Annotated in this window: 13 protein-coding genes; 10 read left to right on the top strand and 3 right to left on the bottom strand. The window is 56.5% G+C overall.

Going from position 1 to position 12,042, the window contains the following annotated elements; genetic code table 11:
• Nucleotide 1 precedes the first annotated feature (1 nt).
• Both DXY10_RS00880 and DXY10_RS00875 read left to right on the top strand, forming a co-directional pair.
• The gene (locus DXY10_RS00880; protein WP_115015015.1) at nucleotides 2-823 is read left to right on the top strand and encodes a carbohydrate ABC transporter permease; all 822 of its coding nucleotides are present in this window, start codon (nucleotides 2-4) and stop codon (nucleotides 821-823) included.
• Nucleotides 820-1,794: an ABC transporter ATP-binding protein gene (locus DXY10_RS00875; protein ID WP_115015013.1), complete on the top strand. Its 975-nt coding sequence runs from the start codon at nucleotides 820-822 to the stop codon at nucleotides 1,792-1,794. The genes DXY10_RS00880 and DXY10_RS00875 overlap by 4 nt, the downstream gene beginning before the upstream one ends.
• 2 nt (nucleotides 1,795-1,796) lie before the next feature.
• Here DXY10_RS00875 and csaB read toward each other — a convergent pair whose 3' ends face one another.
• Complete coding sequence (gene csaB / locus DXY10_RS00870) at nucleotides 1,797-2,909, bottom strand: polysaccharide pyruvyl transferase CsaB (protein ID WP_115015011.1); 1,113 nt, start codon at nucleotides 2,907-2,909, stop codon at nucleotides 1,797-1,799.
• 69 nt (nucleotides 2,910-2,978) lie between these two features.
• Between csaB and DXY10_RS00865 the strand changes: the two genes are divergently transcribed.
• The 3 genes from DXY10_RS00865 to psaK all read left to right on the top strand — a co-directional run bounded on the left by DXY10_RS00865 (nucleotide 2,979) and on the right by psaK (nucleotide 3,965).
• Nucleotides 2,979-3,317, top strand: coding sequence for a DUF2499 domain-containing protein (locus DXY10_RS00865; RefSeq protein WP_115015009.1), 339 nt, complete (start codon nucleotides 2,979-2,981; stop codon nucleotides 3,315-3,317).
• The gene (locus DXY10_RS00860) at nucleotides 3,314-3,643 is read left to right on the top strand and encodes a DUF3593 domain-containing protein (protein ID WP_115015007.1); all 330 of its coding nucleotides are present in this window, start codon (nucleotides 3,314-3,316) and stop codon (nucleotides 3,641-3,643) included. Before DXY10_RS00865 ends, DXY10_RS00860 begins: the two co-directional genes overlap by 4 nt.
• Before the next feature lie 64 nt (nucleotides 3,644-3,707).
• Nucleotides 3,708-3,965 carry a photosystem I reaction center subunit PsaK gene (gene psaK / locus DXY10_RS00855; protein ID WP_115015005.1) on the top strand — a complete coding sequence of 86 codons (258 nt, stop codon included), beginning with the start codon at nucleotides 3,708-3,710 and terminating at the stop codon, nucleotides 3,963-3,965.
• 90 nt (nucleotides 3,966-4,055) lie between these two features.
• On the opposite strand, the gene dxs is transcribed toward psaK, so the two are convergent.
• Nucleotides 4,056-5,990 carry a 1-deoxy-D-xylulose-5-phosphate synthase gene (gene dxs / locus DXY10_RS00850; RefSeq protein ID WP_115015003.1) on the bottom strand — a complete coding sequence of 645 codons (1,935 nt, stop codon included), beginning with the start codon at nucleotides 5,988-5,990 and terminating at the stop codon, nucleotides 4,056-4,058.
• Nucleotides 5,991-6,058: 68 nt separating this feature from the next.
• Between dxs and ilvA the strand changes: the two genes are divergently transcribed.
• Genes ilvA through DXY10_RS00835 form a run of 3 tightly spaced genes read left to right on the top strand, consistent with a single transcriptional unit; the run spans nucleotide 6,059 to nucleotide 8,521 of the window.
• A complete protein-coding gene (ilvA, locus tag DXY10_RS00845) occupies nucleotides 6,059-7,606 on the top strand; it encodes a threonine ammonia-lyase, biosynthetic (RefSeq protein WP_115015000.1) in 1,548 nt (515 codons plus the stop codon).
• Between the two features lie 44 nt (nucleotides 7,607-7,650).
• Entirely contained in the window at nucleotides 7,651-8,184 is a 534-nt protein-coding gene (gene scpB / locus DXY10_RS00840; protein WP_115014998.1) for an SMC-Scp complex subunit ScpB, read from the top strand.
• Nucleotides 8,185-8,209: 25 nt separating this feature from the next.
• Nucleotides 8,210-8,521: a YggT family protein gene (locus DXY10_RS00835; protein WP_115014995.1), complete on the top strand. Its 312-nt coding sequence runs from the start codon at nucleotides 8,210-8,212 to the stop codon at nucleotides 8,519-8,521.
• 23 nt (nucleotides 8,522-8,544) lie between these two features.
• Here DXY10_RS00835 and DXY10_RS00830 read toward each other — a convergent pair whose 3' ends face one another.
• A complete protein-coding gene (locus DXY10_RS00830; protein ID WP_115015338.1) occupies nucleotides 8,545-8,874 on the bottom strand; it encodes a nucleoside triphosphate pyrophosphohydrolase family protein in 330 nt (109 codons plus the stop codon).
• A gap of 89 nt (nucleotides 8,875-8,963) precedes the next feature.
• Here DXY10_RS00830 and pyk point away from each other — a divergent pair, with 89 nt between their 5' ends.
• Complete coding sequence (pyk, locus tag DXY10_RS00825) at nucleotides 8,964-10,730, top strand: pyruvate kinase (RefSeq protein ID WP_115015336.1); 1,767 nt, start codon at nucleotides 8,964-8,966, stop codon at nucleotides 10,728-10,730.
• Between the two features lie 10 nt (nucleotides 10,731-10,740).
• Complete coding sequence (locus tag DXY10_RS00820; protein WP_115014992.1) at nucleotides 10,741-11,970, top strand: ABC transporter permease; 1,230 nt, start codon at nucleotides 10,741-10,743, stop codon at nucleotides 11,968-11,970.
• Nucleotides 11,971-12,042 lie beyond the last annotated feature (72 nt).

Raw genomic sequence — 12,042 nt, 5'->3', positions numbered from 1 at the left:
TGTGAAGACTCCGACTCGACGATTGCTGATTGTGTTGTTGCTCAGCTGGTCACTCGGCCCATTGCTTTGGCAGCTTTATACCTCTTTCAGCACAAACGAAGCTCTGATCACCCCCTTCGCCAATATTGATCACCGCTGGACGCTGAACCATTACAAAGATGTCCTTACCGGCAATCCCCCATTCTGGAGGTATCTCATCAACAGCCTGATTGTCGGAGCAGGCAGCACCATTCTCACTCTTTGCATCGCAACACCCGCTGCCTATGCGATTACACGGTCCAGGGGCACGATCACGAAGGTGGTGCAAACCATGCTGATCGTTGCAGCCCTGTTCCCCTATGTGTTGCTTTTTCTTGCCCTGCTGGAAGTGGCTCGGAGCCTCCATCTGGGTAATCACCTTCTGGCCCTAACAATTCCATATGCAGCGTTGTCTCAACCCTTGGCCATTCTGCTGCTCTCAGCCGCATTCCGAGACCTCCCGATCGATCTAGAAGATGCAGCACGTCTGGAAGGATTAGGCCTCTGGTCTCGATTGCGTTGGGTCCTGATTCCTCTCATCGCTCCAGCCACTGCTAGCACCGCAATCCTCGTATTTTTATTCGCCTGGAATGAATATCCGATTGCATTGACTTGGCTGAGCGATTCCAGCCTGCTGACCCTTCCAGTAGCCATGGCTCGCATCGCTGGATCTTCAATCTATTCAGTTCCCTATGGTGCCTACGCAGCTGCCACAGTTCTCGGTTCAATTCCATTGATTGCATTGGTACTAATCTTCCAGAAATCGATCGTCTCCGGTCTCACGAGTGGAGCGGTAAAGGGATGAGTCTTAAGCTCAATAATCTTGGACGTCGTATTGACGATCGGTGGATTCTTCGCCATTTGGATCTAGAGATTCAGAATGGTGAATGTCTGGCACTTGTGGGTGCTAGCGGCTGCGGAAAAAGTACGACGCTCCGAATCATTGCTGGCTTAGATCAAGCCGACGAGGGATCCATCTCTATCGACGGCATTGATGTCACCTCCACAGCAGCGGTCGATCGCAAAGTAGGCATGGTGTTTCAAAGCTATGCCCTCTTTCCTCACCTCAGTGTGGCTGCCAATCTCGAACTGGGTCTGAAAGTGCGCGGAGTTGCACCTTCAGAACGGCAACAACGCGTTCGCCAGATTCTGCAACTAGTGCAACTTGAAGAGCGGGCCAGCCAGAAACCAGCCCAACTTTCTGGTGGACAGCGCCAAAGAGTTGCCCTGGCAAGAGCTCTACTTCGGGACCCAATGGTGTATCTGCTCGATGAACCAATGAGCAATCTCGATGCACAATTGAGAGAAGAGCTCAGACCAGAACTACGCAGACTGGTGCTGCGAGATCAAAAACCTGTGGTCTATGTCACCCACGATCAGCATGAGGCGATGGCAATCGCTGACCGAATTGCGGTGTTGAGGGATGGCCAGATTGAGCAGGTTGCGAACCCCATCGAGTTGTACAAGCATCCCGCTTCGTTGTACGTAGCCGAATTCATCGGTCGGCCCCAAATCAATGTTTTGCCACCTGAGCAGGGTGTCATCAAGGCCATTCGACCTGAAGCCCTGAAACTTCAGGCTGGAGGAATTGCCTGTGAGCTGCTGCACAGAGAATGGCTCGGAGCCAGCCAAATCTGGCAGCTGAAGTCCCATCTGGGGCCACTGCGAATGCTTGTGGGATCGGACCAGACTGTTCCAGAATCGATCCAGGTGAGTTGGGCACCGGAACAGGAGCATCGCTTCAACGCCAGAAGCGGCAAGAGACTTGCGGCCTAGGCCTAGTGGCTGCTCATGATTCGTGTGAGCTCCCGCTGCAGCATTGCGCCATGACGGCCAGCATCCTCTTTGATGCAATCGATCGTGTGGGCATCGACAGGACGCATCAATTGATCGGACCAACGTCTCTTCAGCTCTTCAAACGAAGGGAGATGGTCTAAATCGACGCAATCGAGCTTGGCCATGGCAGCTGCCTCAGCGACCTTGGGGTCATAACTCAGAGCAGCACAGGGGGCCCCTGCCAACTGAGACAAAATCAATGCGTGTAAACGCATCGGTAGGACGAGTTGAGAGCGCGAGAACAGCTTTAAGACCTCATCCAGCGATTCAGCTAGCTGATAGCGCGAACGACGGGCGAGAGTGTCTGGCATCAAACCCTGCGTTTCGAGCCAACCTGGCAGGGGATGATCTTGATGCTTGTGGAACGCAAGCCATGTGACAGGCAAGCTTTGGTCTTCTGCAAGTTGATTCACAACCTCAATCAGACGGGCCCACTCATGCAGATTGAGCTGATGCGTTGGCCGCCAGCAGAGAACGATGCCGCTTCGCTCTGCGTCGGCGCAGTGCTGACCATCCCAAACCACGCCAGGAAAACTCCAGACAGGGTCAGCCGCAACAAGGGTTGGCACCGAGACATGCCATTGGTCAGCAAGCCGCTTTGACGCGGGGTCACGCCAACCGATGGCTCTGACCCCCGGCAGGATCAGTCGGACCAAAAGGCGACTGGTCCAACGATTCAGGGGGCCAAGCCCCTGACCCCAGAGAATGACGGGAATTCTCCTTAGCCTGGCCAATGCCAGTAAGCAGATGTAATAGATCAGGCTCTTGAAACTGGTGCTGTCCTGAAGAAGACTTCCTCCTCCAAGCACCAAAGCATCTGAATGGATCAGAGCCTGAGCCGTGGCCTTCAGCGATCTCCTCTGCACGGCACGAACCCCGTTGCCGTGATGCAGCCCTTGAACTGCCTCGCTCTCGTGGGCTGTGACCCGTGACATCCATGGGGAAGGGATCTGATCGAGCAAGACAGCAAGCAGTGCATCATCCCCAAGGTTGTGCTCGCCGTAATAGCCGCATAACAACACCTGAGGGCTCTGGGTCCTAAGCGTCACTGCCATTCCGCCTGACCTGACCTAAGCATTATCGACCGCTAGCAAGTTCTAGGCTCGCATCAACCACAGGCTTCAATGCACGCCTTGTCTCTTGGCACATGGTGGATCCATGTGGCCTCCGTTCTTGAATGGATTGCTGCGATTGCCTTGCTGCAGCGTCAGGCACAACGGGAGGGCAAACCGGCCCTGTTTTGGCTTGCCTTGGCCATGACTCCTGCCCTGGTGAGTGCCATGGCTGCATGTACCTGGCATTTTTTCGACAACAGCGAACAGTTGCGCGGACTAGTGGTGCTTCAGGCTGGCTGCACAGCTCTTGGCAATGCTTGCCTGGCACTGGCGGCGTGGAATCTGCTGCGCAGGGAACGGATGGATCCCCCTGCGAGTGATGCGAACGGGGGGGAGCACGCAAGATGATCAACTGGATCGAACAGCTTGCAACGGTTGACCCAAGCCTGTTCTTCGCAGGCTCACTGCTGCCCTATCTGCTGTTTCTGCATTGGCTCGGTCAATGCAAGAGCGTGCATCGCTTCACCCAACTCGGTTTTCGTCTGACCCTCCTGTTTGTTGCCGTCACGATTGCAGCAGCCATCATTGCTCTGCGTTATTTCGATTCAGAACTGGTGGCAGTCGATCCTCTCCACGGCGGAGCGGAGGCCTTCCTGACCCTGAGCAATGCGCTGATCGTTGCCGGCTTGATGCAGCGTCTCAACCAACACGGCTCACAAGGCGCGGGTGAATAACTCTTACGAGACTGCGAAGAGTGCTGCCTGAAAGCGGAAAATACGGTGTCTCTTCAGGGTTTGCATGTTCTCCCCGCTTCTAGCCATCGCTCCCGCCTCCTTCTCCTGGTCGCCGAAGGTTGCCCTGGTGATGATTCTGTGCAACGTCATCGCTATTGGCGTCGGCAAGGCGACTATCAAGCACCCCTCTGAGGGCGCAGGTCTTCCTGGCTCCAAATACTTCGGTGGATTTGGCCATGCAGCCATGCTCGGCACCACCAGCCTGGGTCACATCATCGGAATCGGTGCAATCCAAGGTCTGGCTGCCCGCGGCATTCTCTGAGATGCAACCTTGGGGCTTTTTGCCCCTCTTAAACCCATGAGAAAAGATCAGCCCTTAGGGCTGGTCTTTTTTTGTATCTGAGCTTTCCGGTCAGCGCTTAAGAAGTGACGGGGTCTCAGGAGTGGTGCCGGTTTTGCTGGCTTCCAATTCAAACCGTTTACAGATCCGTTCCTTCATTTGCTCCGGGGTAAGACCAAGCGCTTCAAAACTCTGTTGGGGAGTGGCATGATCCACCAATTGATCAGGGATGCCCAAACGGAAAAGAGGCAGCATCAAATCGTGATCGCTCAAGGATTCGAGCAGAGCAGCACCAAAACCTCCAGACAAGGCCCCTTCCTCCATCGTCACAACCTTGCCGATGCGACGGGCCAACGGATGAATGAGTGCTTCATCCAGAGGCCGCAGGAAGCGTGCATTCACCACCGTGGCTTCGATGCCACTGGCTCGAAGTAAATCAGCTGTGGCCAAGGCACGGCTGACCATGGAGCCATAGGCAACGATGAGCAAATCATCGCCACTGCAGAGCGTTTCTCCACAACCGATCGGCAGGGGTTCCCAGCCTTCTTCCATCAGCGGCACTCCTTCTCCGGGACCACGGGGGATGCGCAAAGCCGCAGGGCCGTCATGCTGTAGGCAGGTGACCAGCATTCGCTGTAATTCGGCCTCATCACGAGGAGCCATCACCGTGAAATTCGGAATGGCGCGGAAATAACTGATGTCGTACTGGCCCTGGTGGGTTGGGCCATCAGCTCCAACAATGCCAGCACGATCGAGCACAAAGGTGACCGGCAGTTTTTGAATGCCGATGTCATGAATCAGCTGATCGAACGCTCGCTGCAAGAACGTGCTGTAGATCGCTACGACTGGTTTAAGACCCTGACAGGCCATTCCACCAGCAAGGGTGACTGCATGCTGCTCGGCGATCCCAACATCGACGTATTGAGCAGGGATCGCCTTCTGCAGGATGTCAAGACCCGTTCCCGTGGCCATGGCGGCAGTGATGCCGATCACGGTTGAATCCTGTTCGCAGAGCTTGACGAGAGTTTGGCCAAACACCTTGCTGTAGCTAGGCGGTTTTGGGGTCTTACTCGGACGAGCTTTGCCAGTGTCCAAGTCGAATGCCGACTGGGCGTGGTAACCGACTTGGTCAGCTTCCGCATAGGGATATCCCTTGCCCTTGGTGGTCACCACATGCACCATCACCGGGCCTCCAACGCGATGCGCGGCCTGGAAGGTGCGGGTCATTTCGGCAATGTCATGACCATCAATCGGCCCCATATAGGTGAAGCCCAGCTCCTCAAACACCGCACCGACCTTCGGCACAGCCAGACGGCGCATGCTCTCCTTGAGTCGGTTCAATTCGGGAGGGAGCTCTCCGCCCATGAAGGGGAGATGCTTCATGCTCTCTTCCACACTGCCTGAGAGAAACTGCATGGGGGGACTCAGCCGCATGCGATTGAGATAGGTCGACAGGGCCCCGACAGGAGGGGAGATCGACATGTCGTTGTCGTTGAGAACCACCAGAAGTGGAGTGTTCGGGAGGTGTCCGGCATGGTTAATCGCCTCGAGGGCCATGCCTCCAGTCAGTGCACCATCACCAATGACAGCAACGCATTTGTAGGACTCACCCCGACGGTCTCTGGCGATGGCCATCCCCAGCGCTGCGGAGATGGAGGTGCTGGCGTGTCCTGCACCGAAATGGTCGAAGTTGCTTTCAGAGCGCTTGAGGTACCCAGCCACACCGCTCTGCTGACGCAAGGTATGAAAGTCGCCATAGCGACCGGTGATCAATTTGTGTGGGTAGGCCTGGTGCCCTACATCCCAGACAACCTTGTCGTGATCGAGATCAAGGGTCTGATAAAGCGCGAGGGTGAGTTCCACCACGCCCAGACCGGGCCCCAGGTGTCCACCACTGTTGGAAACGACCTCGAGATGACGTTCGCGGATCTGTGCGGCAATCTCCTCCAGCTCCAGCCCAGACAAACCGTGCAGCTGATTCGGATGGGTCAACTCGCTGAGATGCATGCCCTTCCACCGACCGTTCTAGGCAATCTACGGGGCCCCCGGCAGCAGCGGCGAGCCAGACTGCTCTGATGGATCACTACCTGCCTCGCATTCTTCGAGCACGTGTCTATGACGTGGCCCGGGAGACGCCGCTAGAGCAAGCGATCAGCCTGAGCCGCCGACTCAATAACGACATCTGGTTCAAGCGCGAAGACCTCCAACCCGTCTTCTCATTCAAGTTGCGTGGCGCATACAACCGCATGGCCCAGCTCAGTGCTGAAGAGCTCGAGCGGGGCGTGATCGCCTCCAGTGCCGGGAACCATGCCCAGGGCGTGGCACTGAGCGCCCAGCATCTCCAGTGCAAGGCGCTGATTGTGATGCCGATCACCACTCCAGTGGTGAAGGTGGAGGCTGTGCGCAACCGCGGTGCCGAGGTGGTGCTGCATGGCGAGACCTACGACGAGGCCTACGCGGAGGCCAAGCGACGAAGCGAAGACGAGGGCCTCTGTTTCATCCATCCTTTTGATGATCCCGAGGTGATTGCAGGCCAAGGCACGATTGGGATGGAAATTCTGCGCCAAATCCCCCAGCCACCCCACGCGATTTATGTGGCTGTGGGTGGTGGCGGCTTGATCGGAGGGATCGCCGCTTACGTGAAGAGCCTTTGGCCGGACGTGAAGGTGATTGGCGTTGAACCCCATGACGCTGCCGCCATGACCCTTTCCCTCGAGACCGGTGAGCGGATCCGTCTTCCACAGGTTGGGCTGTTCGCCGATGGCGTGGCCGTACGCCAGGTCGGAGAAAACACTTTTGCCCTCGCACAACGCTATGTCGACGCGATGGTGACGGTGGGAACCGATGAGATCTGTGCAGCGATCAAGGATGTTTTTGAAGACACCCGCTCGATCCTTGAACCAGCGGGTGCTTTAGCCATCGCTGGCCTCAAAGCCGATGTAACCCGCCGTGGTTTGAAGAATCAGGTGCTGGTGGCAGTCGCCTGCGGCGCCAACATGAACTTTGATCGGTTGCGTTTCGTGGCCGAGCGGGCGGAGCTCGGTGAAGAGCGAGAAGCGATGCTTGCTGTGCAGATACCGGAGAGAGCCGGGAGCCTCAGAGCGCTGTGCGAGTGCCTTGATCGCCGCAGCCTCACCGAATTCAGTTACCGCATGAGTGACGGACCTCAGGCTCAGATCTTCATGGGAGTTCAAGTGCAGAACCATGAAGACCGACGAGCCTTAATCCAATTACTGCAGGACCAAGGATTCACCTGCCAGGACCTCAGTGATGATGAACTGGCCAAGGTGCATCTGCGTCACATGGTGGGAGGTCGGTTGCCCGCCTCAGCCCAGTGCAAACAGGACGATGGCTGCCTTGAACTGCTGTATCGGTTTGAATTCCCGGAGCGTCCAGGAGCCCTGATGACGTTTGTCACCGCTCTTCGGCCGGAATGGACCATCAGCATTTTCCACTACCGCAATCACGGAGCGGATGTCGGACGGATCGTGGTTGGAGTGTTGGTGAAACAGTCGGAACTCGACGACTGGAACAACTTCCTCAGGGATGTTGGGTATCCGAGCTGGGAGGAAACAGGTAACCCCGCATACCGTCTCTTCCTTGGGCAGTCAACACCTGGCTGATGTCAGAACAGGCGATAGTTTGAAGTGTTGATCGTCAGAGCGTGATGGCAGAGCCGCTGCGAATCTCATTGCCTGCACGGCTCGAGGCGATTCTTTACCTCAAAGGCACCCCAGTCAGCCTGCAAGAGCTGGCACGTTTGGCGGAAACATCTGAACAACAGGTTGAACAGGCCATGTTGGCCTTGGAAGCGAGTTATGCCCAGCGGGATACAGCGTTAGACATCGTGGTGGGCAGCGGCACATACAGCCTTCAACTCCGGGCTGGCCTCGGTGAACTGGTGCGGGATCTCCTGCCCGTGAATCTCTCCACAGCAGCACTGCGAACGCTCGCCACCATTGCCCTAAAAAAGCGGATCCTCCAATCAGACCTTGTCGACTTACGTGGCTCTGGTGCCTACGACCACATCAAGGAGCTTCTCGCCCAGAACTTCATCGAACGCAAACGTCAAAGTGAAGGGCGCTCCTACTGGATCAACCTCACGGATAAGTTCCATCGCACCTTCTCGGTGCTGCCAACCACAGGGCCTGAAGAGGTTGAACCCCCTTCACTTCAAGCCGAATCAACGCAAGCTGCATAAAGTTGAGACTTCTGAGCAGAACACCATGTCGGCCGAAGTGATCGGATATCTCGTCAATCTCCTTGGTGTGATCTCCAGCGCACTGGAGATCTACTTCTATGTGCTTGTGATCAGAGTGCTCCTCAGCTGGTTCCCGAACGTGGACCAGAGCAATCCACTGATCAGCACGCTCAGCTCGATCACCGATCCTTATTTGAATGCCTTCCGGGGCATCATCCCTCCCCTTGGCGGCCTCGATCTCTCAGCGATCCTGGCCTTTATTGCTCTGAACGTTTTTCAGTGGGCCCTCGGCAATGCCCAGCTGGCACTGCTGAACAGCCCATCGTTCTACAGCTGATTGAGAAAGGCAGAAGAGAGCGATCAGCGACTGTCTCCACTTCCTGAGAGCTTGCCCCGCTCCGCTCTGCTCGCCAACTTCCCGAGATTTGCCTCGGCGACCTCCTCAAGGCTGAAACCCAATTCACTCGACAGCTGGGCCACGTACCAAAGCACGTCACCCAACTCAAGCTTGATCGCGTTGCGCACTTCAAGATCAAAAGCACCACCGTTGTCCCTCAGCACCTTCTTGACCTTGTCAGCCACCTCACCGGCTTCTCCAGCAAGTCCAAGCGTGGGGTAAATCGGATTGGAGCCCACGTCTGGATATCGGGCAGTTTGACGTGCCTCGTTCTGATATCGATTGAGCTCCATCGAGCGCTGTCCTGATTCGGTGACATCAAAGACCATCATTGGCGCGAAAGGGCTGGAGGGTAGATTCCGCTGTGTTTCCGGCCCGGTGGATGGCTCACATCGATCTTTCCCGTAGAACCAAGATCGTGGCCACCATCGGTCCTGCCACAGAAAGCCCTGAACGTCTGAGGCAGCTCATTGAGGCTGGTGCGACAACGTTCCGACTCAACTTCTCTCACGGCGACCACAGCGAACACGCCACCCGTATTGCCACGATCCGTCAGGTGGCATCAGAACTGGGGCAGCACATTGGGATCCTTCAGGATCTCCAAGGGCCAAAGATTCGCCTGGGTCGCTTCGCCGATGGGCCGATCACTCTGGCCAATGGAGATCCATTTACCCTCACATCCCGTTCGGTGAGCTGCAATCAGAGCATTGCCACAGTCACTTACGACAAACTTGCCGACGAAGTCACCGCAGGAAGCCGCATCCTGCTCGATGACGGCAGGGTTGAGATGAAGGTCGACACGGTGGAACAATCTGAGCAGACCTTGCACTGCACAGTCACTGTTGGTGGTGTCCTCTCCAATAACAAAGGGGTCAATTTCCCCGATGTGCAGTTGTCTGTTCGGGCATTGACCGACAAAGACCGCACTGACCTGGCCTTCGGATTGCAGCAAGGGGTGGACTGGGTTGCACTCAGCTTTGTTCGTAATCCCTCAGACATGCAGGAGATTCGCGAACTGATCCGCAAGCACGGGCACACCACCCCAGTGGTGGCAAAGATCGAGAAGTTCGAAGCGATCGATCAGATCGATGCCATCCTTCCTCTCTGTGATGGCGTGATGGTGGCTCGGGGTGACCTGGGCGTCGAAATGCCTGCAGAAGAAGTGCCCCTGTTGCAGAAAGATCTGATTCAGAAGGCCAACAGCCTTGGCATTCCAATCATTACCGCCACCCAGATGCTCGACTCGATGGCAGCGAGTCCCCGTCCGACCCGTGCCGAGGTCAGCGACGTGGCCAACGCCATTCTCGACGGTACTGATGCAGTGATGCTCTCCAATGAGACCGCTGTGGGCGATTTCCCGGTCGAGGCAGTGGAAACCATGGCCACAATTGCCCGTCGAATCGAGAAGGACTACCCGCAACGCAGCATCGATAGTCACCTGCCCAGCACGATTCCCAATGCCATTAGCAGCGCAGTCAGCACGATTGCCAGCCAACTGAATGCAGCGGCGATCCTTCCACTCACCAAAAGTGGCTCAACAGCACACAACGTGAGCAAATTTCGTCCAGCTGCTCCAATCCTTGCCATTACCAGTGAGATCGGCGTGGCGCGGAAGCTACAGCTGGTGTGGGGAGTCACCCCGTTGTTGATTCATCAACAAAAGAGCACCACAGGGACCTTCGGAACGGCCATGGGCATGGCCCAAGATCTGGGCTGGCTCAAGGAGGGGGATCTTGTTGTTCAAACCGCAGGCACACTCCCTGAAGTGTCGGGTTCAACCGATCTGGTCAAAGTAGGCATCGTCAGTGCTGTGCTTGGACGCGGCCAAGGCATCGGTACCGGAACAGTGAGCGGCAAGGTTCGCCTTGCCCAATGCCCAGGGGATACCTGCAAGATCGAAAAGGGCGAAATTCTTGTGGTGCGTGACACCGACGCAGATGATCTTGATGCGATCCGTGAGGCATCTGCAATCGTCACTGAAGAACCTGCTGAGACATCACATGCAGCGGTGATTGCCAAACGGCTGGGGATCCCGGTCATCACGGGAGTCTCCAATGCAACTCGAGACTTGCTTCAGGGCGAGGTCGTCACCATCCAGGTGAAGGACGGTCTGGTCCACCGCGGCACCAGCAGCAACACAGCGATCTGATTGTTTGCCTATGGCACGCAAGCTGCCACTGAACGAAACCGTTGGCATGGCCCTCAACACCCTGAGAGCCAATCGACTACGCAGCTTGCTGACGATGCTCGGGATCGTGATCGGCAATGCATCGGTGATCACCCTGGTTGGTGTCGGCCGCGGTGCTCAGAATCTTGCTGAAGAGCAGCTGAGCAATCTTGGAGCCAATGTGCTCTTTGTTGTGCCTGGCAACAATGACGCCCGACGCCGGGGGGTCGCCTTTCCTAAAACCCTGGTGCTTGAAGACTCTGAGGCGATTGCAGAGCAGGTACCCAGTGTGAAGCGTGTGGCACCTCAGATCTCCACCACCGCCGTTGTGCAAGCTGGATCACGTAGTTCCAGCAGCTCGATTTCTGGGGTCACTCCAGCCTTCTTACCCGTACGCAGCTTCGAAGTTGCTCGAGGTCGCTTCATCAGCCAACAAGATTTACGCAGCGCCCGCAGTGTCGTTGTGATTGGCCCGGATCTTCGCGACAAACTGTTCCCGACAGGACCAGTGATTGGTCAGAACCTTCGCATCAAGGACCAGAGCTTCAGCGTGATCGGAGTGATGGCACCCAAAGGGGCGGTTTTCGGGAACAACCAAGACGAAAACGCGTATATCCCTCTTTCAACAATGGTGAGTCGTTTAACCGGCAGGGACCCGACCTACGGGGTGAGCCTCAGCTTCATCAGCGTCGAAGCTCTCGATGAGGCCAGCACAGGAGCGGCGAAGTTTCAGATCACCAATCTTCTACGCCAGCGCCATCGCATTCTTCGTGATGATGATTTCGCTGTGCGGTCGCAGAAGGATGCGCTCACGATTGTCGGCACCATCACTGGGGGCCTCACGTTGATGCTGGCTGCGATCGGCGGCGTGTCCTTACTGGTCGGAGGCATTGGAATCATGAATATCATGCTCGTCTCGGTCAGTGAACGCACCGAGGAGATTGGCCTTCGCAAGGCTCTTGGAGCACGCAGTTCCGATGTGCTCAGCCAGTTCCTGGTCGAATCGCTCGTGCTGGCAACACTGGGTGGTGTGATTGGCACAGCCACCGGACTCGGCACCGTTGCGGTGGTGGCGGCTCTAACACCACTGCCAGCAACCATCGGAGCATCGGTTGTCTTGGTGACTGTGACCCTGTCCGGATCAATCGGGCTGTTCTTCGGAGTGATTCCGGCCCGTCGGGCCGCACGTCTTGACCCCATCGTTGCCCTGCGCAGCCTCTGAAACCCATCCGGCAGATGGATCTGGCCGTAAAGCCGGCATTTGTGCATTCGCAACTCTTAAAGTCAACTCACT

The sequence above is a fragment of the Synechococcus sp. UW140 genome, from assembly GCF_900474295.1.
Classification (GTDB): domain Bacteria; phylum Cyanobacteriota; class Cyanobacteriia; order PCC-6307; family Cyanobiaceae; genus Synechococcus_C.
Note: the sequence above shows the minus strand (reverse complement) of the source record. Positions and strands in the feature narration are given on the sequence as shown.

Bases quoted from the DNA above. Each gene is read 5' to 3' on its own strand.
- DXY10_RS00865 (WP_115015009.1), top strand. From the start codon at position 2,979: ATGCACGCCTTGTCTCTTGGCACATGGTGGATCCATGTGGCCTCCGTT.
- DXY10_RS00820 (WP_115014992.1), top strand. From the start codon at position 10,741: ATGGCACGCAAGCTGCCACTGAACGAAACCGTTGGCATGGCCCTCAAC.
- DXY10_RS00830 (WP_115015338.1), bottom strand. From the start codon at position 8,874: ATGGAGCTCAATCGATATCAGAACGAGGCACGTCAAACTGCCCGATAT.
- csaB (WP_115015011.1), bottom strand. From the start codon at position 2,909: ATGGCAGTGACGCTTAGGACCCAGAGCCCTCAGGTGTTGTTATGCGGC.
- ilvA (WP_115015000.1), top strand. From the start codon at position 6,059: ATGGATCACTACCTGCCTCGCATTCTTCGAGCACGTGTCTATGACGTG.
- scpB (WP_115014998.1), top strand. From the start codon at position 7,651: ATGGCAGAGCCGCTGCGAATCTCATTGCCTGCACGGCTCGAGGCGATT.
- DXY10_RS00860 (WP_115015007.1), top strand. From the start codon at position 3,314: ATGATCAACTGGATCGAACAGCTTGCAACGGTTGACCCAAGCCTGTTC.
- DXY10_RS00835 (WP_115014995.1), top strand. From the start codon at position 8,210: ATGTCGGCCGAAGTGATCGGATATCTCGTCAATCTCCTTGGTGTGATC.
- dxs (WP_115015003.1), bottom strand. From the start codon at position 5,990: ATGCATCTCAGCGAGTTGACCCATCCGAATCAGCTGCACGGTTTGTCT.
- psaK (WP_115015005.1), top strand. From the start codon at position 3,708: ATGTTCTCCCCGCTTCTAGCCATCGCTCCCGCCTCCTTCTCCTGGTCG.
- pyk (WP_115015336.1), top strand. From the start codon at position 8,964: ATGGCTCACATCGATCTTTCCCGTAGAACCAAGATCGTGGCCACCATC.
- DXY10_RS00875 (WP_115015013.1), top strand. From the start codon at position 820: ATGAGTCTTAAGCTCAATAATCTTGGACGTCGTATTGACGATCGGTGG.